Origin of the sequence: Hyphomicrobium sp. (assembly GCF_035572195.1) — a bacterium.
Taxonomy (GTDB): Bacteria; Pseudomonadota; Alphaproteobacteria; order Rhizobiales; family Hyphomicrobiaceae; genus Hyphomicrobium_B.
On record NZ_DATNBA010000149.1, the window covers coordinates 1 to 20780 of the forward strand.

At 61.3% G+C, this 20780-nt stretch carries 21 protein-coding genes and 1 pseudogene; 10 read left to right on the forward strand and 12 right to left on the reverse strand.

From position 1 onward, the window contains the following. Both VN623_RS12505 and VN623_RS12510 read left to right on the forward strand, forming a co-directional pair. Positions 1 to 242 (forward strand): annotated as a pseudogene (locus tag VN623_RS12505) (ABC transporter ATP-binding protein); the annotation flags it as partial. Positions 243 to 356: 114 nt separating this feature from the next. Continuing rightward, positions 357 to 680: a hypothetical protein gene (locus VN623_RS12510; RefSeq protein ID WP_325571368.1), complete on the forward strand. Its 324-nt coding sequence runs from the start codon at positions 357 to 359 to the stop codon at positions 678 to 680. On the opposite strand, the gene glyS is transcribed toward VN623_RS12510, so the two are convergent. The 7 genes from glyS to VN623_RS12545 all read right to left on the reverse strand — a co-directional run bounded on the left by glyS (position 677) and on the right by VN623_RS12545 (position 6668). Beyond that, the gene (gene glyS, locus VN623_RS12515) at positions 677 to 2848 is read right to left on the reverse strand and encodes a glycine--tRNA ligase subunit beta (protein WP_325571370.1); all 2172 of its coding nucleotides are present in this window, start codon (positions 2846 to 2848) and stop codon (positions 677 to 679) included. The genes VN623_RS12510 and glyS overlap by 4 nt on opposite strands. A gap of 163 nt (positions 2849 to 3011) precedes the next feature. Next, a complete protein-coding gene (locus VN623_RS12520; RefSeq protein WP_325571372.1) occupies positions 3012 to 3422 on the reverse strand; it encodes a hypothetical protein in 411 nt (136 codons plus the stop codon). After that, a complete protein-coding gene (locus tag VN623_RS12525; RefSeq protein ID WP_325571374.1) occupies positions 3419 to 4366 on the reverse strand; it encodes a glycine--tRNA ligase subunit alpha in 948 nt (315 codons plus the stop codon). Before VN623_RS12525 ends, VN623_RS12520 begins: the two co-directional genes overlap by 4 nt. A gap of 144 nt (positions 4367 to 4510) precedes the next feature. Then, the gene (locus VN623_RS12530) at positions 4511 to 4720 is read right to left on the reverse strand and encodes a hypothetical protein (protein WP_325571376.1); all 210 of its coding nucleotides are present in this window, start codon (positions 4718 to 4720) and stop codon (positions 4511 to 4513) included. Positions 4721 to 4741: 21 nt separating this feature from the next. Next, complete coding sequence (locus VN623_RS12535; RefSeq protein WP_325571378.1) at positions 4742 to 5572, reverse strand: S49 family peptidase; 831 nt, start codon at positions 5570 to 5572, stop codon at positions 4742 to 4744. A gap of 81 nt (positions 5573 to 5653) precedes the next feature. Further along, positions 5654 to 6448: a tRNA1(Val) (adenine(37)-N6)-methyltransferase gene (locus VN623_RS12540; RefSeq protein WP_325571380.1), complete on the reverse strand. Its 795-nt coding sequence runs from the start codon at positions 6446 to 6448 to the stop codon at positions 5654 to 5656. Continuing rightward, positions 6435 to 6668, reverse strand: coding sequence for a DUF2007 domain-containing protein (locus tag VN623_RS12545; RefSeq protein ID WP_325571382.1), 234 nt, complete (start codon positions 6666 to 6668; stop codon positions 6435 to 6437). The genes VN623_RS12540 and VN623_RS12545 overlap by 14 nt, the downstream gene beginning before the upstream one ends. A 107-nt stretch (positions 6669 to 6775) precedes the next feature. Between VN623_RS12545 and VN623_RS12550 the strand changes: the two genes are divergently transcribed. Then, positions 6776 to 7792, forward strand: a complete 1017-nt coding sequence (locus VN623_RS12550; protein WP_325571384.1) for a polyprenyl synthetase family protein — start codon at positions 6776 to 6778, stop codon at positions 7790 to 7792. Positions 7793 to 7795: 3 nt separating this feature from the next. On the opposite strand, the gene VN623_RS12555 is transcribed toward VN623_RS12550, so the two are convergent. The 3 genes from VN623_RS12555 to VN623_RS12565 form a co-directional block, all read right to left on the reverse strand. Beyond that, positions 7796 to 8662: a 4-(cytidine 5'-diphospho)-2-C-methyl-D-erythritol kinase gene (locus tag VN623_RS12555; RefSeq protein ID WP_325571386.1), complete on the reverse strand. Its 867-nt coding sequence runs from the start codon at positions 8660 to 8662 to the stop codon at positions 7796 to 7798. Positions 8663 to 8731: 69 nt separating this feature from the next. Next, positions 8732 to 10543, reverse strand: a complete 1812-nt coding sequence (locus VN623_RS12560; protein WP_325571388.1) for a tetratricopeptide repeat protein — start codon at positions 10541 to 10543, stop codon at positions 8732 to 8734. 205 nt (positions 10544 to 10748) lie between these two features. After that, the gene (locus VN623_RS12565; protein WP_325571390.1) at positions 10749 to 12431 is read right to left on the reverse strand and encodes an electron transfer flavoprotein-ubiquinone oxidoreductase; all 1683 of its coding nucleotides are present in this window, start codon (positions 12429 to 12431) and stop codon (positions 10749 to 10751) included. Between the two features lie 151 nt (positions 12432 to 12582). Between VN623_RS12565 and VN623_RS12570 the strand changes: the two genes are divergently transcribed. The 3 genes from VN623_RS12570 to moaB all read left to right on the forward strand — a co-directional run bounded on the left by VN623_RS12570 (position 12583) and on the right by moaB (position 14830). After that, positions 12583 to 13473, forward strand: coding sequence for a uracil-DNA glycosylase (locus tag VN623_RS12570; protein ID WP_325571392.1), 891 nt, complete (start codon positions 12583 to 12585; stop codon positions 13471 to 13473). Positions 13474 to 13672: 199 nt separating this feature from the next. Next, positions 13673 to 14197 carry a GyrI-like domain-containing protein gene (locus tag VN623_RS12575; RefSeq protein ID WP_325571394.1) on the forward strand — a complete coding sequence of 175 codons (525 nt, stop codon included), beginning with the start codon at positions 13673 to 13675 and terminating at the stop codon, positions 14195 to 14197. Positions 14198 to 14290: 93 nt separating this feature from the next. Next, positions 14291 to 14830 carry a molybdenum cofactor biosynthesis protein B gene (gene moaB / locus VN623_RS12580; protein WP_325571396.1) on the forward strand — a complete coding sequence of 180 codons (540 nt, stop codon included), beginning with the start codon at positions 14291 to 14293 and terminating at the stop codon, positions 14828 to 14830. Here the strand turns inward: moaB and VN623_RS12585 are convergent. Continuing rightward, entirely contained in the window at positions 14827 to 15534 is a 708-nt protein-coding gene (locus VN623_RS12585; RefSeq protein WP_325571398.1) for a glycosyltransferase, read from the reverse strand. The genes moaB and VN623_RS12585 overlap by 4 nt on opposite strands. 127 nt (positions 15535 to 15661) lie before the next feature. Here VN623_RS12585 and VN623_RS12590 point away from each other — a divergent pair, with 127 nt between their 5' ends. From VN623_RS12590 to VN623_RS12600, 3 genes are all read left to right on the forward strand, one after another. Beyond that, positions 15662 to 16774, forward strand: a complete 1113-nt coding sequence (locus tag VN623_RS12590) for a PA0069 family radical SAM protein (protein ID WP_325571400.1) — start codon at positions 15662 to 15664, stop codon at positions 16772 to 16774. Between the two features lie 32 nt (positions 16775 to 16806). Then, positions 16807 to 17439 carry a ribonuclease HII gene (locus VN623_RS12595; protein ID WP_325571401.1) on the forward strand — a complete coding sequence of 211 codons (633 nt, stop codon included), beginning with the start codon at positions 16807 to 16809 and terminating at the stop codon, positions 17437 to 17439. A gap of 196 nt (positions 17440 to 17635) precedes the next feature. Next, positions 17636 to 18763: a site-specific DNA-methyltransferase gene (locus VN623_RS12600; RefSeq protein WP_325571402.1), complete on the forward strand. Its 1128-nt coding sequence runs from the start codon at positions 17636 to 17638 to the stop codon at positions 18761 to 18763. A 118-nt stretch (positions 18764 to 18881) separates the two neighbouring features. Here VN623_RS12600 and mutY read toward each other — a convergent pair whose 3' ends face one another. Next, the gene (gene mutY, locus VN623_RS12605; protein ID WP_325571404.1) at positions 18882 to 19997 is read right to left on the reverse strand and encodes an A/G-specific adenine glycosylase; all 1116 of its coding nucleotides are present in this window, start codon (positions 19995 to 19997) and stop codon (positions 18882 to 18884) included. A 98-nt stretch (positions 19998 to 20095) separates the two neighbouring features. Between mutY and VN623_RS12610 the strand changes: the two genes are divergently transcribed. After that, on the forward strand, positions 20096 to 20638 hold the full coding sequence (locus VN623_RS12610; protein WP_325571406.1) for a DUF721 domain-containing protein: 543 nt from the start codon (positions 20096 to 20098) through the stop codon (positions 20636 to 20638). Positions 20639 to 20780 lie beyond the last annotated feature (142 nt).

A 20780-nucleotide genomic window follows, 5' to 3' on the forward strand; every position in this document is an offset into this window, starting at 1 on the left:
GGCGGGCGGATCTGGCGCCGCTGAAAAAGGCGATGGTGGCGGCCGAAAAGCACGTGGAAAAACTATCGAAAGAGATCGCCGCACTCGACGCTGTGCTGGCGGACGCCGAAGTTTACACGACCGACCCCGTTCGCGCTCAAAATGCCGCACAGCAGCGCGGGCTAGCCACTAAGCAGTTGGCGGACGCTGAAAATTCCTGGCTTGCGGCGACGGACGCCTACGAGCAGGCCTCAGCCGACTGACGGGTTATCAACAACGGCAATGTCCCGTTTCGGAACAAATGCTCGCGACCATTCGTTGATCGGCCGTGCAGGGAGCAGTACCCCCCGCGTGCCTGCCTAACGGGATCGACGACAATGAAGCAAGAATTCACATGGCATGCATTTGAAAACGCCGAGATGTCATCGCGCTCGACGCGCCTGATCAACATAGTGGCCGAATACTTCGCCTATGTCGGCGTCATCGGCGTCGCGGTGTGCATCGCGGTCATGTCGCTGGCGTTTTCGGCGGCTGTCGGAATTCAGGTGCTCGATAAGGTCGCGAAGCCGGGATTGTTCGAGACCGAGGTGCAGCGGAGCGCGCCTGCTACGAAGGCGCCAGAGGTCCAGCCCTTCAAGCCTGCCAGGTTCGCGATGACGCCCGTGCAGAACCAAGGCGACGTCATCTCGTCCGACTACTAGCCGCTGATTTTTGAGAAGTCGGCAACAGTGAGCGTCGCGGCGCGGATTTCCGACAGAAGGCGCAAGCGGTTCTCGCGAATTTTAGGATCGTCGGCGTTGACGAGAATTTTCTCGAAGAACTGATCGACAGGAGCGCGGAGTTCACTCAGCGCTCGCATCGCGCCGGCGAAATTTTCAACGTTGATTGCCGCGACGGTGTCCTGCTTGACGGCCTCGATAGCCGCAGCGAGCGCCGTTTCTTCTTTTTCGGTCAAAAGCTTCAGATCGTAGGGAGCGGCGTAGGATGTCTTGTCCTTCTTTTCCTCGATCGCGAGGATGTTTGCCGCGCGCTTGACGCCGGCGAGCAGGTTCGTGCCGTCGTTGGTTTTCAGGAATGCATCGAGCGCTTCGACGCGGCGGACGATCAGCGCCAGATCATCCTGGCCGCCGAGCGCGAACACGGCGTCGATCAGATCATGACGTTTTCCCTGGTCGCGAAGGAAAACTTTGAGACGGTCGGCGAAGAAGGAGAGTAGGTCCGGGATAATTTCATCGACGCCCCGTAACGCCGTGAGTTGTTGCCAACCCGTTTTCGCCTGATCCGTAACGTCAATCACGGAAGTCATTCCTGCATGCATGCCATGCAGAGACATACCTAGATATTGCGACTTGTAGTGATCGGTGGTGGCCTTAACTAACGGCACCCGCAGATCATTCTCCAGCACGATCCGGATGACGCCCAGGGCGGCGCGCCGAAGCTGATAGGGATCGCCCGAGCCCGTAGGCTTTTCGCCGATGGCCCAGAAGCCGACGAGGGTATCGAGCTTGTCGGCGAGCGCGACAGCGACAGCCACGGCATCGCCCTGATCGGCGTGCGGTACGACGTCGGTCGGCCCCTTCGGTTTGTAATGAAGCTCGATGGCGCGTGCGATCTCCGGCTTGGCGCCGACGTGCTCGGCGTAGTAGCGGCCCATCAGGCCTTGCAGCTCGGGAAACTCGCCGACCATTCCTGAAACGAGATCGGCCTTCGCCAACGCCGCGGCACGGCGCGCATCCTGCGGATCGGCGTCACACGCTCCCGCCAGCTCGAACGCCAGCTCAGCGATGCGCTCGACGCGATCCTTCTGCGTGCCGAGCTTCTCGTGGAACGTTATGCCTGAAAGCTTGCCCGCCATTTCGCCGAGCGGATGCTTCAGATCCTGATCCCAGAAGAACTTGGCATCCGACAGCCGCGCGGCAATCACCTTTTCGTTGCCTGCGATGATCTCTGCGCCGCCGTCCTCTGCGACGAGATTTGCGACGAGCAGGAACTTGTTGGCGAGCTTCTTCGCCCTCGGCACGCGCAGCGAAAAGCATTTCTGGTGCGTCTTCATCGACGTCATCAGAACTTCGCCGGGGACTTCAAGAAATGCCTTGTCGAATGAACCCATCAGCACGACCGGCCATTCGGTGAGTCCGGCGTTTTCGCTGAGCAACGCCTCGTCCTCGATGAGTTCGAGCTTCGCCTCCTTGGCGAGCGCGTGCGCCCGCTCCGAGATCGCAGCAACTCGCGCGGCCGGATCGAGCATCACGTGATGCGCGGCGAGTTTCGATTTGTAGTCGGTGAAATTCTTGACCTTGAACGGTCCGGGTCCGAGGAAGCGATGGCCACGGGTTTCGGCGCCCGCTGGCAGCCCTGCGATCTCAAACGGCACGACTTTTCCGTCGAGCAGGCACAGCACCGATTGCAGCGGGCGTATCCACTGAAACGGCGACGAGCCCCAGCGCATCGACTTCGGCCACGGGAACTTGCCCGCCACCTCGACGACCGTTTCGGCGACTATTTCGGCGGCGGCGCGGCCGGGCTTGTCGATCTTAGCGACGTAGTAGTCGCCCTTTTTCTCGTCCTTGACGACCGTTGCGTTCTTGATCGAGGCGAGGCCAGCCGATTTCAGGAACCCCTGCACGGCCTGCTCCGGCGCTCCGACGCGCGGGCCCTTCTTTTCGTCCGATATCGCCGGAGATTTCGCGGGCACGCCCTCGACGACGAGCGTCAGCCGCCTCGGCGTCGAATAGGCGGTGGCCGCGCCCGTTTCCAGGCCGCGCGTCTTCAAGCCTTCGACGACGAGACGCTTCAAATCTTCCGAAGCACGCAGTTGCATTCGCGCCGGGATTTCTTCCGACAAAAGCTCGAGCAACAGTTCGGACATCCAGAATCAATCCAAATGAAATTGATCCTCTCCCCGTTCTTACGAGGAGAGGATTGGGTGAGGGCGGCACCTTATGACCATGCTTCCGCGGCTAACGACCGGCAACCGCCAGACGTCTAAATCTCTCCCCACGACACCAAGGGCCGCGGGGAGAGGGAGCGCGTTACGGATTGGCCGGCGCAGGTGCCGGAGCGGGCGTAGTCGGGGCCGGTTCGGTCGAAGCCGGCGGCGTCTCCGGAGCGGGTGTGGGTTCAGGCGCCGGCTCTGCGGCAGGCGGCGTTGGCGCTGGTTCGGCCGGTGCCATCGCCGGCGCCTCGGTCGGCGTAGTCGTCGTGCTGGTGTCGGCGGCAGGCTTCGCCTCATGCCGGTCTGGAAGCATGCCGGCAGGCAGCGTGGCGCGGACTTTTTGGCCAAATTCGCGGACGGTGCCGGTTGTTTGCAGGTATCCGAGACCTACGGCCAGCAGAACCACAAAGAAGGCGAACACGGCCGGCAATCGTCTCAGAGCCAAAAAACCAATGATGAGCAGCGGCACTGCCGCCACGATGAGGCCAAGAGCTGTATCGTTGATCATAGGCGTCCTCCTTCTGTTTTTAGCCACGCGCCGCAGCAGGCTTTCGCCAACTCTCGAACGCGCAGAATGTAGCTCTGCCGCTCGGTGACCGAAATCACGCCACGGGCATCGAGCAGGTTGAAGATGTGGCTCGCCTTGATGCACTGGTCGTAGGCGGGGAGCGCGAGCAAGTGCTCCTCACCATTAGCACCCTTCGCTAAAAGGGCTTTGCACTCGGCCTCGGCGTCCTTGAAGTGGCGAAGCAGGACGTCGGTGTCGGCGTGTTCGAAGTTGTAGCGAGAATACTCGCGCTCGGCCTGCAGAAACACGTCCCCGTAGGTCAGGCGGTTGGCATCCGTGCGGCCGTTGAAGTTCAGGTCGAAGACCCGATCGACGCCCTGGACGTACATGGCGAGGCGTTCGAGCCCGTAGGTGATTTCGCTGGACACGGGATTGCAGTCGAAGCCGCCGACCTGCTGGAAGTAGGTGAATTGGGAAACTTCCATGCCGTTGCACCACACTTCCCAGCCGAGACCCCAAGCGCCGAGCGTCGGGCTTTCCCAATCGTCTTCAACAAAACGAATGTCGTTCAGCGCCGTATCGATCCCGATCGCCTCGAGGCTCGCGAGATAGAGCTCTTGGATATTCGCCGGCGACGGCTTCATGATGACCTGAAACTGGTAATAGTGCTGCAGCCGGTTCGGGTTTTCGCCATAACGTCCATCTTTGGGGCGGCGCGACGGTTGCACGTAGGCGGCCGACCACGGTTTTGGCCCGAGGGCGCGCAGTGTCGTTGCCGGGTGGAACGTGCCGGCGCCGACTTCCATGTCGTAGGGCTGGAGGATGACGCAGCCTTCGGCGCTCCAAAAACTTTGCAGCGTCAGGATCAGGTCCTGAAAAGCTTGCCTTGGACGCAGCGCGGAAGGGCGTGCGGCCTTTGTTGAGACCGTCGTGGTGGAGGACATCTTTTGCTCATTCCGGCTACGTCGCGGTGCAATATACGCGCTGAAGGCCCCTTGTCACGAGTCCAGAAGCCGGTTTTGCCATGCCTTCCGGTACGGGAGGGGTGCGGGGGGAAAGTCTCGGCTTGGCGCAAACGAGCCTTGGGCTCAGCCCTTCCGCTTTGCCCGCGGGCGATAGACGCCAGCACCTTCGTCCCATTCGAGGCTGCCGAGATCACGCACCGGCTCAGCGGCGCGCCGCACCCGGCTGGTGCCCTTGCGGCGCGATGTTTCGGCGTTGCCCAGGAGGTTTGACCAAAGCCTGTAGCCCGCAACGCCGACGGCGGCCACAAGCGTGAGGAATAAGATCTGGGGCATAACAAACCCCTCCTAGACGGGTTACAGACCGAAGCGAGACCAGAGCGTCCGCGTTTCGACAGCCGACACCAGATCATCAGCAAATGCAAGGCCGGGCTCATCAAATCCCGTCGATCCAAACCGCCGGAGGCGTCCGAGCAGACCGGGCCGGTCGGCGGGCACCACTCTTAGCCGGACCTTGTCGCCGAAAATCTGCAGCATCTTGGAGCGGAGGTCGGTAATGCCGTCGATAAGGCCCAGCTCCGCCGCTTTGGTGGCCGACCAGAAGGCGCCGGAAAAGAGCTCCGCATCGGCCGCCTTGAGCTTGCCGAGACGGCGTTCCTTCACGAGGCCGATGAAGACATCGTGCACATCTTGCTGAATGGCCTTGAGCCGCGCAACGTCATCGGCACTCTCGGGGAGGAATGGATCGAGCTGGTTCTTGTTCGTGCCTGCGGTGTAGACGCGGCGTTCGATACCCAGTTTTTCGATCATATCGACAAATCCGAAGCTGCGCGACACGACTCCGATCGAACCGATGATGGAAGACGGGTCGGCGTAAATCTCGTCGCCGGCGATCGCGAGGAAATATCCACCCGACGCCGCGACGTCTTCGCAAAAGACGTAGACGCGCTTTTCCTTCTCTTCCGCCAGCTGCCGAATGCGCTTGAAGAGCAGGTTCGACTGGACGGGCGAGCCGCCGGGAGAATTGACGACAACGGCGACGGCTGGAAGTTTGGAGAGAGAAAATGCTTTCTCTATCGCCCCCGCATAGGCTGCGAGCGTGAGGCCCGGACGCAGCGGAGTTACCATGCCGATCGGGCCGTTGAAACGTAGGACGGGCACGACAGACCGGCGCGAAAATGGCCACATGCAAACAATCTCCAAACAGGTATGCGTGCGAAATAAAGTGCCGATGGTCTATTGCAACAGCTGCATTGATGCCAGCGGCGATCAGCCGCCGGATTGAACGGGAAGGGCCGCGCCTCGACGGAAGACGGCGTCGAATTCAGGCACAAATCCTTGATCGGGGCCATGCAGCACTAGGCCGGACTTCATCGAAAGCGGCGCGCGACTGCCCTTGATGCCGTCAACGATCACGCGGATTGCGGGCTCACCGGCGCGGGCGTGAATAGGCAACAGGCCGATGGCTCCGAAGCGGCCTTCAAATGCTGCAAGGATGCGCGGCAGCGCTTCGGCCTTGTGGATCATCGCGGCGCGGCCGCCGGGTGCCGCCATCCGGCACATGAAGCGCGCCCATGCATCGAATTCTTCTTCGGGCATTTGGTGTGAAACGGCTTTCAGCCGGCTTTCGGCCGCCGTACTACGCCGGTCGTCGTGATAGGGCGGATTGGCGAGTACTGTCGCGAAGGTCTCCGACTTGATGCCATACCGCCGCAGCGCTTCACTGGCGCGCATAATGTCCGCCTCAATCACCTGGACGCGGGCGGTGAGGCCATTGCCGTCGACGTTGCGGCGTGCGAGCGCGGCTAGGTGCGGTTCGCGCTCTACGAGCACAACGCTCGCCTTGGGAAACCGCGCGGCCACGCAAAGTCCCACGACGCCGACCCCTGCACCGGCGTCGAGAACTGGCCCCGTGGGATCGGAGCCGATCAGCGCCGCCAGAAGCACGGCGTCCGTGCCGGCCCGATAACCGTTGCGGGGCTGCCGGATTTTAAGTGCGCCGCCGAGGAAAAGGTCCTCGGTCGTCCTATCCCCGGGGCGCTGTTCGGTCTCAATTGTGCTCATGGTCCGCCAACCACTCACCAAGACCGGCCTCCTTGAGGACACGGCGGGCACGGTCCCAGGTGTCAGCCGCGACAACAACGCGTCGCGGGAATGCGCCGATTGACCCTTCCATCAAACTGATATTTCGATCAAATACCGTCGCCTCGATGCCGTGGCCGGTAAGCAGCGCCTCGACATAGCTGATGAGGACTAGATCGTTCGTCAATATTAGGTCGCGCATGACATCACTCGAAAGAACAACCGCGATCAGACCGAACGTGGGGCAGCGTGACGGCCCCGCCGCTACCACCTATGATACCACCCAACACAATTGATCTGGGGGCCAACTTGGGTCGCGTTATACCACTTGAAGATGTTCGCGAGACAGGCCAAAGCCTGCGGCCGCTTCTCGAAATCGTCGCTGACGATATCGAGGCGATTAACCGCATCATTCTCGACAAGGCTGTGTCCGACGTCGAGATGATTCCAGAACTCGCTCACCATTTGATCGACAGCGGCGGCAAGCGGCTGAGGCCGATGCTGGCGCTCGCCTCGGCACGGCTTTGCGGCTATCCCGGCACCGGGCATATCCGGACGGCGTCGGCCGTCGAGTTCATGCACACGGCGACGCTGCTTCACGACGACGTCGTTGACGAGAGCGCGACGCGCCGCGGCCGCAAGACGGCGCGCATGATCTGGGGCAACCAGGCGAGCGTGCTCGTCGGTGATTTTCTGCTCGGGCAAGCCTTTAAGATGTTCGTCGACGTCGGATCGCTGCCCGTTCTCCGCATCATGTCGAACGCGGCGGCGACGATTGCCGAAGGCGAAGTGATGCAGCTCGCCGCCGCCAAGAATACGTCGACGACAGAAGACGATTATCTTGCGATCATCAATGCCAAGACGGCGGCACTCTTTTCGGCAGCGGCGGAATCGGGTGCGGCGCTGGCCCAGCGCCCGGCAGAAGAACAATCGGCGCTGCGCTCTTATGGAAAGAATCTCGGTCTGGCGTTCCAGCTCGTCGACGACGCACTTGACTATGCTGGTGACAGCAGCCGTCTTGGGAAATCCGTCGGCGATGATTTCCGCGAGGGAAAGATCACGCTTCCCGTCATTCTGTCGTTCCGGCGGGGTACCAGCGACGAACGCCAGTTTTGGAACCGCACTATTGCAGACGGCGAGATAGCCGACGGCGATCTCGATCAGGCCATATCGTTCATGCGCCGCCACAGCGCTATAGATGCGACGTTCGAGCGGGCGCGCTCATACGGGTCGATCGCGCGCGATGCGCTGGCGATCTTTCCCGCCAGCCGCGAGAAGGATGCGCTTGAGCAGGTCATCACCTTCTGCATTGGCCGGTCGCATTGAGGGCTATGCGAGGCGCGTTGATCTAATCCACCAGTCGGGGTGCCGGTTTTCGAGTTCGGCCGTAGCGCTTTCCGCCGCGCGCTTTGTATCGAAGAGCGCAAAGCATGTCGGCCCGGCGCCCGATAGCTGCACGAAGCGACTGCCCGCCAATTGGCCAAGCTTTGACAGCAGCGTGTCGATTATCGGAAACAATTCCCGCGCCGGTTTTTCAAGCGCATTCCCGCGAGCTGCAGCGTAGGCAATAACTTGCTCGACGGTCGAAAATTCCGGCGAGTCTTCGCTAACCCGATCAATGGTAACCGGCGGAGCTGCGAGAAGCGCGAAAACGCGAGCCGTCTTGTTCTGAGGCACGCTGACCAAGGGATTGACGAGCACCGCGAAGAGATCACCGGGCAACTCCACGTTCTCAATATGCTCGCCGAGCCCGGTCATCAGGGCCGCCCGGCTTTTCAGGCAGACTGGAACATCAGCCCCAAGCGCGCGGCCGATTGCCGAGTAATCGAGGCCGGAGGCGGAAGGAAACGTTCGCTGCATCAACCGCAGCGCGGCAGCGGCGTCTGCCGAGCCGCCGCCAATGCCGCTTGCAACGGGCAGGATCTTTTCAAGCGTCAGACGCTCGAACTCGAAGCCCGGCACAGCTGCCGAGATTGCTGCGAACGCCTTATCGACGAGATTGCCCTCCGCGATCTCGGCCGCAAAAGGTCCGGTGGTTTCCGTCGCTGAAAAGCGGCCGGGCCCGAGCGTCAGCCGGTCGCCAACGTCCTTGGCAAAGGCGACGAGACTTCGGATTTCGTGGAACCCGTCAGGGCGCCGTCCGAGGACTTCAAGCGTCAGGTTAAGCTTGGCCGGAGCGAATTCAGTTTTCAGCATGGCGATGACCGCAAAAGAAACGGGCGCCGAGGCGCCCGTCTGCTATTCCCTGCAATCCGCACATCGCGCCTATTCTACGGTGCGGCCCTGGGCCTTGTTTTCACTGCGGCGACGCGACGGCTCGTAGGTCTGAACCTGACGCGTTTTGCCGGTGTTTTTTGCAATACCCTGGGTGTCCAGACCACGCTCGATTTTGGCTTTGATCTTCTCGGCATCTTCCGGCTCGGGTGCGAGCGACAGAGCCTGATTCCACTGGAATCGCGCCTCGCGTTCGCGGCCGACCTTCCAGAACGCATCTCCAAGGTGATCGTTCAAGGTCGGGTCTTCAGGCTTGATTTCAACGGCGCGCTCAAGATAACGGACGGCCTCCTTGAAGTCGCCGCGCTTGAAGTGTGCCCAACCGAGACTGTCGACGATGTAGCCGTCGTCCGGCTTCAACTGCACGGCCTTCTCGATGAGCCGCATCCCATCTTTGAGATGCTTGCCCTGATCGACCCATGAATAGCCGAGGTAGTTGAGTATAAGCGGTTGATCGGGAGCCATAGCCAAAGCTCGCTTCAAATCCGCCTCGGCTGCAGGCCACTTTTTCAGACGTTCATAGGCCGTTCCGCGAGCGTAATAGTAGCCCCAGTGACGGTTATCCGGCTTGCCGAGCACGGCGATGGCGCGGGTAAAATACGTCACGGCTTCCGCATACTGTTTGCGTGCCCGGTAAATGTTGCCGAGCGCTTCGAGCGGTCGCACATCGTTCGGGTCTTTCGCGGCGAGGCGTTCCAGGATGGCCTTCGCCTCATCCGTCTTTTCGAGCGAATTGAGATTGAAGGCTTTGCGAATATCGATGGCGCTTTGCAGCGGCGTGCCCTGCGGAATCTTGTCGTAGGTGGCGATCGCATCCTGGTAGCGGTGCGCTACCTCTTCGGTATTGGCCAACGCCGCGAGAGCGAAGGCATGGTCGGGTTTTACATAGAGCGCGAGCTGCAGATAGATCGTGCCAAGGCTGACACCGCCCTCGCCGGTCAGCGCCTCACCCAATCCATAATAGACTTCGGCCAGCCCCTCCGTCGGCGACGTAATGAGGAGCGCCGTCTTTTCCTTCTTGTTGATGCGATCGAGCATGTCCACTGCGAGCGGATGTGGATCACCGTGCGTCTTGGTGAGCTGCTCCTTGATGATCTGACGCGCCAGCTTGAAATCGCCGTAGTGAGCCGCGTGCTGGGCGTAGGCCAGGGACGTCCGCAGCGTGCGGCTGTCCTGACGGAACATCTTTTCGAATGCGGATCTCGCCACGGCCTTGCGGCCTGCAATATCGGCGATCAGTCCGCGGTGATAGCGCAGGTAGAATTGCGCCCAGTCGGGTTGCTTCGGAAGGTCGACAGCGGCGAGCGCACCGTCGGCATCGCCCGCAGCGAGACGACTCCAGCCGAGCGCGATGGCGCTCGTCAGCTCGCCGATCGGATTTTCCGACGCGGCTTTGAAATGATCTTCGGCCTTAACGTAGTCCGCGTTCTTGAAGGCCGTCACGCCCAACAGGAACTGCGACATACGATGTGACTTATGCGTTGCGGCGAGTTGCTCTGCGAGCGGTATCGCCTTCGGCCAGTCGGCCGACATCGTTTCCATTTGGAAGGCTTGATCGAGCAGCACTTCGTTTGTCGGATCGCGCGTGAGCGCACGCTCGTAAAACCCGGCGGCCTCGTCGGTATCTTGCGAGGCACGCGCGAAGCGTCCGGCGAGATAGTTGCCAAGCACCGATGTCGAAACTTCGTTCTGGTCGAAATCCTGGTCCTGCGAATATGCCGGAGCCTCGCTGAAGAACCCTGCAAACGTCATCAAAGCAGCGCAGAGTCCCAAACTCAGCAGACGCCCGAGGAGTCCCCGCATTGACATTTTCCTTGTTACCGGAGGCCGCTGCGATTCTTGAAAAGCCGAGCCTAGCAAATATGTTGAGCGTTTGGCGACACGCTTTACGTGACAAATAAGAAATGATCAGGTGATGTTAAGTTAGCACGCCCGCTGTTGCCCGATAATCCCCAAGGCGCGTTTGAACGGGGACAATTCTGGGTCCAGGCTTAATGCGCATGGGCTCTCACATCCCGGCATAATTGGGGCCGCCGCCGCCCTCGGGACAGACCCAGTTGATATTCTGGCTCGGGTCCTTGATATCGCAGGTTTTGCAGTGGACGCAGTTCTGCGCGTTGATCTGAAATTTCGCATCCCCTTTATCATCGCGCACGATCTCGTAAACGCCTGCCGGGCAATATCGCTGCGCCGGCTCGGCGTACAGAGGCAGATTGACCACGATGGGAATGCGGGGGTCCGCGAGCTTGAGGTGGACCGGCTGATCTTCCTCGTGATTGGTCGCTGAAAACGACAGATCCGTCAGCTTGTCGAAGGTCAATTTACCATCCGGTTTCGGATACACGATCGGCTTGAAATCTGCCGCCTTGCCAGTTGCTGCGGCGTCGGTCTTGCCGTGCTTCAGTGTGTACCCGAGGCCGACACCTGAAATGATGGTGTTGAGCCAAAGATCGATGCCGCCGAGTGCAACGCCGAGCGCTGTTCCAAATTTCGACCAATAGGGCTTCATGTTGCGAACGCGTTTCAAATCGCGTGCGATGTCACCGTCGCGAACTTCGCTTTCGTAGCTCGAGAGCTTATCGTGCGCGCGACCTGACGCCATCGCCTCGGAGGCCGCGTCCGCAGCCGCGATGCCCGACAATATCGCGTTGTGACTACCTTTGATGCGGGGAAGATTGACCATGCCGGCGGCACAGCCGAGGAGCGCCCCTCCAGGAAAGACGAGATCGGGCATCGACTGCCAGCCGCCTTCCGTGATGGCGCGCGCGCCGTAGCCGATGCGCTTCCCACCGTCGAAGACATCGCGGATGGCGGGATGCGTCTTGAAGCGCTGGAACTCGTCGTAAGGCGATAGATACGGGTTCGCGTAGTTCAGATGAATGACGAAGCCGACGGCGACGAGGTTATCGCCGTAGTGGTAGAGAAACGATCCGCCGCCGGTCCGATTGTCGAGCGGCCAGCCGAACGTGTGCTGAACCAAACCCGGCCGGTGCTTGGCGGGCGCGACTTGCCAGAGCTCTTTGAGGCCGATGCCGTACTTCTGCGGCTCGTGGCCCTTGGCGAGTTCGAAATGCCGGATGAGCCCCTTCGAGAGCGACCCTCGTGCTCCTTCCGCGATGAAGGTGTACTTGGCGCGCAGTTCCATACCTCGAACGAAATCGCTTTTCGGCTCACCGTCGCGGCCGATGCCCATATCGCCGGTGGCAATGCCGGCAACGGCGCCATCCTCGTCATAAAGCACTTCGGTTGCAGCGAAGCCGGGGTAGATTTCGACGCCAAGCTCTGTGGCCTGCTCGCCGAGCCATTTGCAGAGCGCGCCGAGGCTGACGATGTAATTGCCGTGGTTCTTCATCAACGGCGGCATCGGCCAGTTCGGCAGTCGAATGTCTCCCGCAGGCCCGAGAACGAGGAATTGATCTTCCGTCACGAGCGTGTCCACAGGGGCGCCACGGTCTTTCCAGTCCGGGATCAGGCGATTGAGGCCAACGGGATCGATGACTGCGCCAGAGAGGATATGAGCGCCAACTTCGGAGCCTTTCTCGACGACAACGACCGAGACTTCGGTGCCGGCCGCCGCGGCGTTCTGTTTCAGGCGAATGGCTGCCGCTAGGCCCGCCGGGCCCGCGCCGACGATCACCACGTCGAAGTCCATCGCCTCGCGGGCTGGCAATCCGGCTTCGTCCGCGGCCATCGTCATCCCCGATCCATGTGCTGAAAAACCATCAATTCCGATTAGGTCGCAGATTCCGAGGCGTCAAGTTGGGCAGATAGACAGCTAACATGAGATGGCGCGGAGTGCCGCCGCGTGCATTTGCGCTTCGGTACCTTTAATCTCACCGCCGATGACGAAAATGGCTTCCCAAGACGAAATGCTGGCACTGCTCAATTGGTTTCATGCCATGGGCGTCGATGCCGCGCTGGATGATGTCCCGCAGGATTGGCTGGCACGCGGTCCGCTGCCGCCAGGGGCCGGCTTTGCGTGGCCGAGCCGCGACGAGGTGTCCAGCGCCATCCCGTCGCTATCATCATCGGAACGCGGCGGGGCCTCGGCGTCAGCTGGTCACGGCGGATCGACGTCACCGCAGCCAAAATCGGCCGAGGCCGCGATGCGACCGCGAGCCATCACGCCGCTAGGGCCAAGCGACGCGGAAACGGGGGCCCGGCGAATTGCGCGCGAGGCCACCTCGCTCGAAGCGCTTGAAAACGCTCTTCGGAACTTCGATGGTTGCGGCCTTAAAACGACGGCGACGAAGCTCTGCTTCTACCGCGGGGCGCCTCAAGCGCCGCTGATGATCATTGGCGAGGCGCCGGGACGGGACGAAGATCTTGAGGGCAAACCCTTCGTGGGCCGGGCGGGAAAGCTGCTCGACAAGATGCTTGCAGCGATCGGTCTCAGCGAGGCGGACGTTCACATCACCAACATCGTCTATTGGCGCCCGCCAGGAAACCGCACGCCGACACCGCAGGAGGCGCTCGCATGCCGTCCGTTCCTCGAGCGACAGATTGAACTCGTCGCGCCCAAAATTCTTGTCGCGGTCGGGGGGGCGGCTGCGAAAGAGATATTCGGCGTTACCGAAGGCATCACGCGGCTAAGGGGCAAATGGCGCGAAGTGACGGTGGGCAATCGAAAGATCGCGGCGATTGCGACACTGCATCCGGCTTATCTGCTGCGCACGCCGGCTGCCAAGCACCTGTCGTGGGCCGACCTGTTGCAGATCAAATCCAGGCTTTGACCTGTCGCAGAAGTTCGTATTTGAAGCTTTCTTTACCTTGCGCGCGCTCCTTACCGCCGAGCGACCCAAATCCAAGAAATTCGATAAAATTTTATTCTTTTGCTTAAGCCGGCTTCGAAAGCGGCAGGCTTAGGATGAATACGGATTGATTGATCGAATTTATGATCGAGGTGGCCCCCAACAAGGGTCAAAAAAATGAATGTCGAACCCACATTCCGTGCTGATATATCTGCGCCCGACACGGCTCATGTACGTCCGCGAGACAGGACCCTATGAGCGAACAATCCCGAAAGCCTGGGAACGGCTCACCGCGTGGTTGAACGACAACGGCCTCTATGCGCCGATAGGGCGGGGCTATGGCCTGGCTCGCGACAATCCCGCAACCGTCACCGATCAGAATTGCCGTTACGACGCCTGCGTCGAGCTTGTGCCGGACCTCGAAGATCGCGCCATTCGCGATTTCGGCATCACAACGCTTCAAGGCGGAGCGTACGCTTGCCGTCGGCTCTCCGGCAGTTATGCTCGCATGCATTCCGTCGTCGCCAACGTTTACTCGGAGTTCAAAGCTCTTCCGGGCCTCGCCTTCGACGGCAACCGTCCCGTGGTTTCGATCTACATCGACAATCCCGATCGCTTTGCGGAAAACGAACTGCGCGCCGACATTTGCGTGCCCGTGATGGTCGTCGGCGACGTCGAATGTCCGACGGAAACTGCGATCGCCTGATTGCCGAGATGAGGCTCCGGCGCGCCATTCCTGACTAGACGGCTGAACCACGGCGCGCCAAAGTCGCCGAGGTAGCCAACGTGAGGATCCTCAATGGCCGGCATCGATGCCGCAAGCACGTTCATTCCGGTTTGCATCGCCATTCTGACGATTTCGGACACGCGCACCGCAGCCGAAGATAAATCGGGCAATCTGCTCGAGGCCATGATTGCCGAGGCGGGCCACACGCTTGCCGGCCGCAAGCTCGTCAGAGACGACGTGGATGCCATCAGAGGCACGATCCAAAGTTGGATCGACGATCGCGCCGTCGATTGCGTGATCACGACCGGGGGCACAGGCTTTACCGGCCGCGATGTGACACCCGAGGCCGTGAAGCCGCTCTTTGAAAAAGAAATCGAAGGTTTCGCGATCCTCTTTCACATGCTGTCTTACGGCAAGGTCGGAACGTCGACGATACAATCGCGCGCCTGTGCCGGCGTGGCGCGTGGAACCTATATCTTCTGCCTGCCCGGATCACCCGGCGCTTGCCGCGATGCCTGGGATGGAATCCTGAAGCTGCAGCTCGATGCCCGGCATCAGCCGTGCAACTTCGTCGAGATCATGCCCCGCCTCGAAGAGCACCGGAAAGGCTAGCGTGCCGTTTCCATTTTGCCGTCGACCCGCGCGATGAGGCTCATCGGAAGCCCGGCGCGATAAAGCGCCTGACACACCTGACTTCGCATCGACCTCAAAAGATAGCCGTCGCGCTTGTAGCGTTCGGCCGATATCACGGCGGTCGCGTCGAGCATGACGAGGCGATGCCGGCCGAGCCGCCGGACAAGATCGATGTCTTCCATCATCGGAAGGTTCTTGTAGCCGCCGACCGCATCAAAGAGTTGACGCGGGATCAGCAGTCCCTGGTCGCCGTAGGGCTTGCGCCAGATTTTGCAGCGCAGATGGATCAGCCCCTCGATGAGACGCGGTGCAAGGCCCGTATCGTCGAGCCGCAACGTGAACGCGCTGGCGGCCAACGCCCCCTCGCCGCAGTTGACTCTTTGCATGAAAGCCGTGGCGCTTCGCTCCCAGCCGTCTTCGAGAACCGTTCCGGCATTGAGAAAAAGAAGCCAGGGAAATCTTGCCCGCGCCGCGCCTTCAGCCAGCTGAGCACCGCGATCCCCGGCACTCTCGACGATGTCGGCGCCCGCGAGATCGGCCACTTTCGCCGTGCTTTCGGATGAGCCGTCGTCGACAACGATGACCTGCCGGACGATGCCGTCGATGGCCGGCGGGATCAGCGCCGCCAACGTAGCAGCGAGCGGGCGTGCGGCATTGCGAGCTGAAATAACAACCGAAATCATGTTGACGTCGTGCCACGGCCAAACAACAGGGGCAATGGCTGCCAGCCACCGCGCGATTTGTTCTTTATTTGTTCTGGTGCTTGTGTTAGATACCGGGCTTGGTTCCGAACGATGGGTTTGTTCATTCATGACCACCGCTCGCCAGACGAAAGCACAGCCATCCGGAGATCATGTCGTCGACGGCGAACGCCGTCGCGGCCGGGGGGCGCGGTCGAACCAAACAGGGCGCTTCGAAGCCGACGTCCATGAAGCCTTCGACGACGGCTGGGAAAGTCTCGGTTTGCTGGAGGCCTTTAAGACGGAAGTTTTCGAGGACACCGCCAAGTCGATCATCGCGCGCAACGACAGTCCCGACATCTCGTTCGACCGCTCGATCAACCCCTACCGCGGCTGCGAGCACGGCTGCATCTATTGCTACGCACGCCCGAGCCATTGCTATCTCGGGCATTCGGCGGGGCTCGATTTCGAAACCAAACTCTACGCCAAGTCCAATGCTGCGACGCTGTTGGCAAAGGAACTCGCCAAGCCCGGCTACAAGCCGCAGACGATCGCGCTTGGGGCAAATACCGATCCTTATCAACCGATCGAACGGGAGCGGCGCATCACGCGATCGATCCTCGAAGTGCTGGCGCAAACGAACCATCCCGTCGGCATCATCACCAAATCGGCGCTGGTTGCGCGCGACATCGACATTCTGCAGCCGATGGCCGAGAGAGGCATCGCCAAGGTCGCGGTGTCGATCACCAGTCTTGATCGCAGAGTTGCCCGCGCCATGGAGCCGCGTGCCGCGACGCCGCCCAGACGTCTCGACACGGTGCGGCGACTGAGCGAAGCGGGAATTCCGGTGACCGTCATGGTGGCGCCGATCATCCCCGGCCTGACGGACCACGAGATCGAACCGATCCTCGAAGCCGCCCGCGATGCGGGGGCCCGCGACGCCGGTTACGTGCTGCTGCGCCTACCGCTCGAGATCAAGGACCTCTTTCGCGAGTGGCTGCGCGAAGAGTTTCCGGACCGAGCCGAGCGGGTGATTTCGCTTCTGCAATCCATGCATGGCGGCCGCGATTACGTGGCGCAATTCGGCATACGCCAGCGCGGCACCGGGCCATACGCCAGCCAAATCGCGATGCGGTTCAAGCTCGCGAAAAAGCGGCTCGGCCTTGGAAAAGGGCGCGTCGCATTGCGCAACGATCTCTTCAGAAAGCCGAACAGCCGGGGAGAACAGCTTGAGCTGCTTTGACAGCGACGGGGCCCGGATGCTCAATCCGGCGCATGAGGATTGCAGATTCGCGCATCAAGCCGACGTTCGAGCTCGAAGCGGCAGAACATCAGCTCGGCTCCAGGCCAATCGCCGGCGTCGATGAAGCCGGCCGCGGCCCGTGGGCCGGTCCTGTCGTCGCGGCGGCGGTGATCCTCGACCCGGACCGCATTCCCGCCAACATCGACGACAGCAAGGTGCTCGACGAAGATTCGCGAGCCTATCTCTACAAGCGCATCATGAAGGTCGCGATCGTCGCCGTGGGGATAGCCGACGTCAATCGCATCGATCGCGACAACATTCTCGGCGCAACGCTGTGGGCGATGACCCAAGCCGTGTCGCAACTCGCGGATGAACCAAAACTCGTCCTCGTCGACGGCAACCGCGCGCCACGGCTTTCGATGTCGTCGCGCACCATCGTCAAGGGTGACGCCAAGTGCCTGTCGATTGCGGCAGCCTCGATCATTGCGAAGGTAACGCGCGACCGGCTGATGATGGAATTGGCGCGCGATTATCCGGGCTACGGTTTCGAGCGTCACAAAGGGTACGGCACGCCGGAGCATCAAGCCGCGATCAACAAGCTCGGCGTTTCGATCCTTCACCGGCGTTCGTTCAGGCCGGTACAGCTGGCGCTCGGCCTCGTCTAACCCGCTCTTTTGCCGTTGCACCAAAACGCTGACGGCCCGCATGCCGAGTTGCACATCGAATCAAAAATATAAATATTTGCCGCCCTTCTGCGCATATCCAAACGCGCTTTGCATCATGTACAAAGATCGTCGGCTCGTCGCGCATGTGTTCGCGGTGATGAAGCCGATGTGATCGTAGCGTAAGCAGGTAGAGTTCATGGTATTGCGTCGTGGCAAGGGCCGCTCGGAGAGCGGGGAAATTCTTATCGGTGACTGCATCGGAGAGCTGAAGAAGCTTCCGAACGCCAGCGTCGATCTCGTCTTCGCCGACCCACCCTACAATCTGCAGCTTGCCGGCGATCTGATGCGGCCGAACAATACCAAAGTCGACGGCGTCGACGATGCCTGGGACAAGTTCCACGACTTTGCCGAATACGATGCGTTCTGCCACGCCTGGCTCGCCGAATGCCGGCGCGTTCTGAAACCGGACGGGGCCATCTGGGTCATCGGCTCGTATCACAACATCTTCCGGCTCGGCGTCGCGATTCAGGATCTGGGCTTCTGGATTCAAAATGACGTCGTCTGGCGCAAAGTGAATCCGATGCCGAATTTCCGCGGCAAGCGTTTCACCAACGCGCATGAGACGATGATCTGGGCCGGACGCGATCGCAAATCGCGCGTGACGTTCAACTACGAGAGCCTCAAAGCCTCGAACGACGATCTGCAGATGCGTTCCGACTGGCTGTTTCCGATTTGCTCGGGGCCCGAGCGGTTGAAGGACGACGGCGGCCGCAAGGCGCATCCGACGCAGAAGCCCGAAGCACTCCTACATCGCATCCTAATTGCCTCGACGAAACCCGGCGACATCGTGCTCGATCCATTCTTCGGCACCGGCACGACGGGTGCCGTCGCCAAACGGCTCGGGCGGAAATTTATCGGTATCGAACGCGACACCGACTACGCGCGCGCCGCAGCCGAACGTATCGAAAAGGTCCGCCCGTTGGACCTCGATGCCATCGAGACACTTCCCTCGAAGCGCAGCGAACCACGCATTCCGTTCGGCCAGATTTTGGAACTCGGCATCATCGAAGCCGGACAGAAGCTGTTCGACGTGCGCCGAAAAGTACGCGCCGAAGTGCGCGCTGACGGAACGCTTGCGTGCGCCGGTCAACACGCGTCTATCCATCGCCTAGGTGCTCTGTTGCAGGGCAAGCCCGCGTGCAACGGTTGGACGTACTGGCACTTCGAAGCCGAGGGCAAATTGAAGCCGATTGATGTTTTACGCTCCGAAGCCAAACGTCAGCTCGGGCTCAGCCGGCCGATCGTGCTGGAAGCCGCGGAATAAAACTTTTCCCACTCCACGGCCGGGCTTGACCCGACCATTCAGGGCTAAGGCAATATATGCTGCCGCGTTGCCCTGGATGGCCACCTCGGAGGGCGGCCATGACGTGTTTGATGGAGGCTTACCGGTTGCCGTCCAGCCCGTGCGCGATGACCTTCCTCATCAGGCTCGGGAGAGCTTGAGCATGCAGGTCGCGCCGGTCGACCCAGCGGCAGCGCTCCTGTTCGGCCCATAGCGTGAAGCTCGCATCGACCGGCACCAGCGCGCGATAAACGCTCAGCTCGAGTCGGAAGTGCGTGAACACATGCACAACCGTGCCCGCCACCGGCAACCAGGACGTTGTGACCGGCGCCGAACGCAACGCTTCCTTCTTCGCCGGTAACGCATCGAGCCAGGGTGTCGAAGGAATCTCGAGCATGCCGCCGAGCAATCCCGCCTCGGCGCGCTGGCGAAGTAGAACCGCGCCGTCTTCTCTCTGGACGAGAAATGCGATGCCGTAGCGCGACGGCCGTGCCAGCTTCTTGGCTTTGACTGGCAGGACGTCAGCGAGCCCGCGGGCGTTGGCGGCGCAGTCCTGCTGCAACGGACAGACGAGGCAAGACGGGTTCTTCGGTGTGCAGATTTCGGCGCCTAGATCCATCATTGCCTGGGCGAAGTCACCGGCGCGGCGGCTTGGCGTCAGCGTCGCGGCCAGACGGCGGATTTCGGATTTGGCGGCGGGCAGCGGCTGGCGAACTGCGAAAAGCCGCGACACGACACGCTCGACATTGCCGTCAACAGGCGTTGCCTTTTCGCCAAACGCGATGGCCGTAATGGCGGCTGCCGTATAGGGGCCGATGCCCGGCAGTTCGAGAAGTTCCTTCTCTGCTCTCGGAAAGGCGCCGCCAAAGTCGCGCACGACGGCATCGGCGCAGGCCTTGAGATTGCGGGCGCGGGAGTAATAGCCGAGCCCCGCCCACAACTGCAGGACCTCTTCCAGCGGCGCAGCGGCGAGCGTTACGACCGTCGGCCATCGGGCCACAAATCGTTCGAAGTAGGGGACGACGGCCTTGACGGTCGTTTGCTGCAGCATGATTTCTGACAGCCAGACGCGATAAGGATCGGCTTTCTTGCGCGGGCCATAGCGCCAGGGCAGATCGCGGCGTTCGGCTTCGTACCACGCCAGCAGCGCCCGCACGGTCTCGGGACCCGCGGGCCGCAACGGCAATTGCGCTTGTCTTTTTTGAACCGCGCCCATGCGTCCGCTCATCTCCGGTTGCGCGGGACTTCCGAATCGCATCGACAATGGTAGACAACTTGTACGTCGCCACAAGCCAACACGAGACACAGCACCCCTTGGCAAATCGCGAACCCACAGCGCCGGCGCGGCCGTTGCCGCCAGACAGGCGGCAGGGCAAAGGCCATTTCGCGCGCGCCGTCGGGGCTTTCGTGCCGAAGGTAACAGCCGCGGCCTTCGAAAGGTTTGGGTTCCACAGCGCCGAGATCATGACATCGTGGGAAACGATAGTCGGCGCCGATCTGGCGCGCCTGACGCGGCCTGAGGCAATCAAGTGGCCGCGCGGTTCGAAAGCTCGGACGGATGCTTCGGGCGATGGGACGGCATCCGCGGGCGCGACCCTCGTCATTGCGTGTGATCCGGCATTCGCACTCGAAATTTCATACCGCACGCAGGATATCGTCGACCGGATAAACCGCTATTTCGGCTACCGGGCAATTGCACAGCTGCGCGTTGTCCAGGTGCCCGGAACGGCGGAGGTGGCAGCGGGTGCGACCACACGGCAGAGCCCCGGACCGCGTCCCGTGCGCGCCGCGACCGATAAGCTAGACCTGACGGCAGCGCTCGATGAACTTGGGCACAGTATCGCAAGTGCCACCTAGACGCCTTGAACCGGCCGGCTGACCCAAAATTACCACACGTTCAGTTGCTATTCAGCGCGCTTTCGGCTTATTCGGGCGGCAAAACCATGCTAGGCGGCGTGCACTATACGGTTCAGCCCGTGGAGGCGCCCGAAAGGAGCCA

Bases quoted from the DNA above. Each gene is read 5' to 3' on its own strand.
- VN623_RS12595 (WP_325571401.1), top strand. From the start codon at position 16,807: ATGAGGATTGCAGATTCGCGCATCAAGCCGACGTTCGAGCTCGAAGCG.
- VN623_RS12565 (WP_325571390.1), bottom strand. From the start codon at position 12,431: ATGGCCGCGGACGAAGCCGGATTGCCAGCCCGCGAGGCGATGGACTTC.
- glyS (WP_325571370.1), bottom strand. From the start codon at position 2,848: ATGTCCGAACTGTTGCTCGAGCTTTTGTCGGAAGAAATCCCGGCGCGA.
- VN623_RS12575 (WP_325571394.1), top strand. From the start codon at position 13,673: ATGTCGAACCCACATTCCGTGCTGATATATCTGCGCCCGACACGGCTC.
- VN623_RS12530 (WP_325571376.1), bottom strand. From the start codon at position 4,720: ATGCCCCAGATCTTATTCCTCACGCTTGTGGCCGCCGTCGGCGTTGCG.
- VN623_RS12510 (WP_325571368.1), top strand. From the start codon at position 357: ATGAAGCAAGAATTCACATGGCATGCATTTGAAAACGCCGAGATGTCA.
- VN623_RS12555 (WP_325571386.1), bottom strand. From the start codon at position 8,662: ATGCTGAAAACTGAATTCGCTCCGGCCAAGCTTAACCTGACGCTTGAA.
- VN623_RS12585 (WP_325571398.1), bottom strand. From the start codon at position 15,534: ATGATTTCGGTTGTTATTTCAGCTCGCAATGCCGCACGCCCGCTCGCT.
- VN623_RS12600 (WP_325571402.1), top strand. From the start codon at position 17,636: ATGGTATTGCGTCGTGGCAAGGGCCGCTCGGAGAGCGGGGAAATTCTT.
- VN623_RS12590 (WP_325571400.1), top strand. From the start codon at position 15,662: ATGACCACCGCTCGCCAGACGAAAGCACAGCCATCCGGAGATCATGTC.
- moaB (WP_325571396.1), top strand. From the start codon at position 14,291: ATGGCCGGCATCGATGCCGCAAGCACGTTCATTCCGGTTTGCATCGCC.
- VN623_RS12525 (WP_325571374.1), bottom strand. From the start codon at position 4,366: ATGTCCTCCACCACGACGGTCTCAACAAAGGCCGCACGCCCTTCCGCG.
- VN623_RS12560 (WP_325571388.1), bottom strand. From the start codon at position 10,543: ATGCGGGGACTCCTCGGGCGTCTGCTGAGTTTGGGACTCTGCGCTGCT.
- VN623_RS12570 (WP_325571392.1), top strand. From the start codon at position 12,583: ATGACGAAAATGGCTTCCCAAGACGAAATGCTGGCACTGCTCAATTGG.
- VN623_RS12545 (WP_325571382.1), bottom strand. From the start codon at position 6,668: ATGCGCGACCTAATATTGACGAACGATCTAGTCCTCATCAGCTATGTC.
- VN623_RS12535 (WP_325571378.1), bottom strand. From the start codon at position 5,572: ATGTGGCCATTTTCGCGCCGGTCTGTCGTGCCCGTCCTACGTTTCAAC.
- VN623_RS12520 (WP_325571372.1), bottom strand. From the start codon at position 3,422: ATGATCAACGATACAGCTCTTGGCCTCATCGTGGCGGCAGTGCCGCTG.
- mutY (WP_325571404.1), bottom strand. From the start codon at position 19,997: ATGGGCGCGGTTCAAAAAAGACAAGCGCAATTGCCGTTGCGGCCCGCG.
- VN623_RS12540 (WP_325571380.1), bottom strand. From the start codon at position 6,448: ATGAGCACAATTGAGACCGAACAGCGCCCCGGGGATAGGACGACCGAG.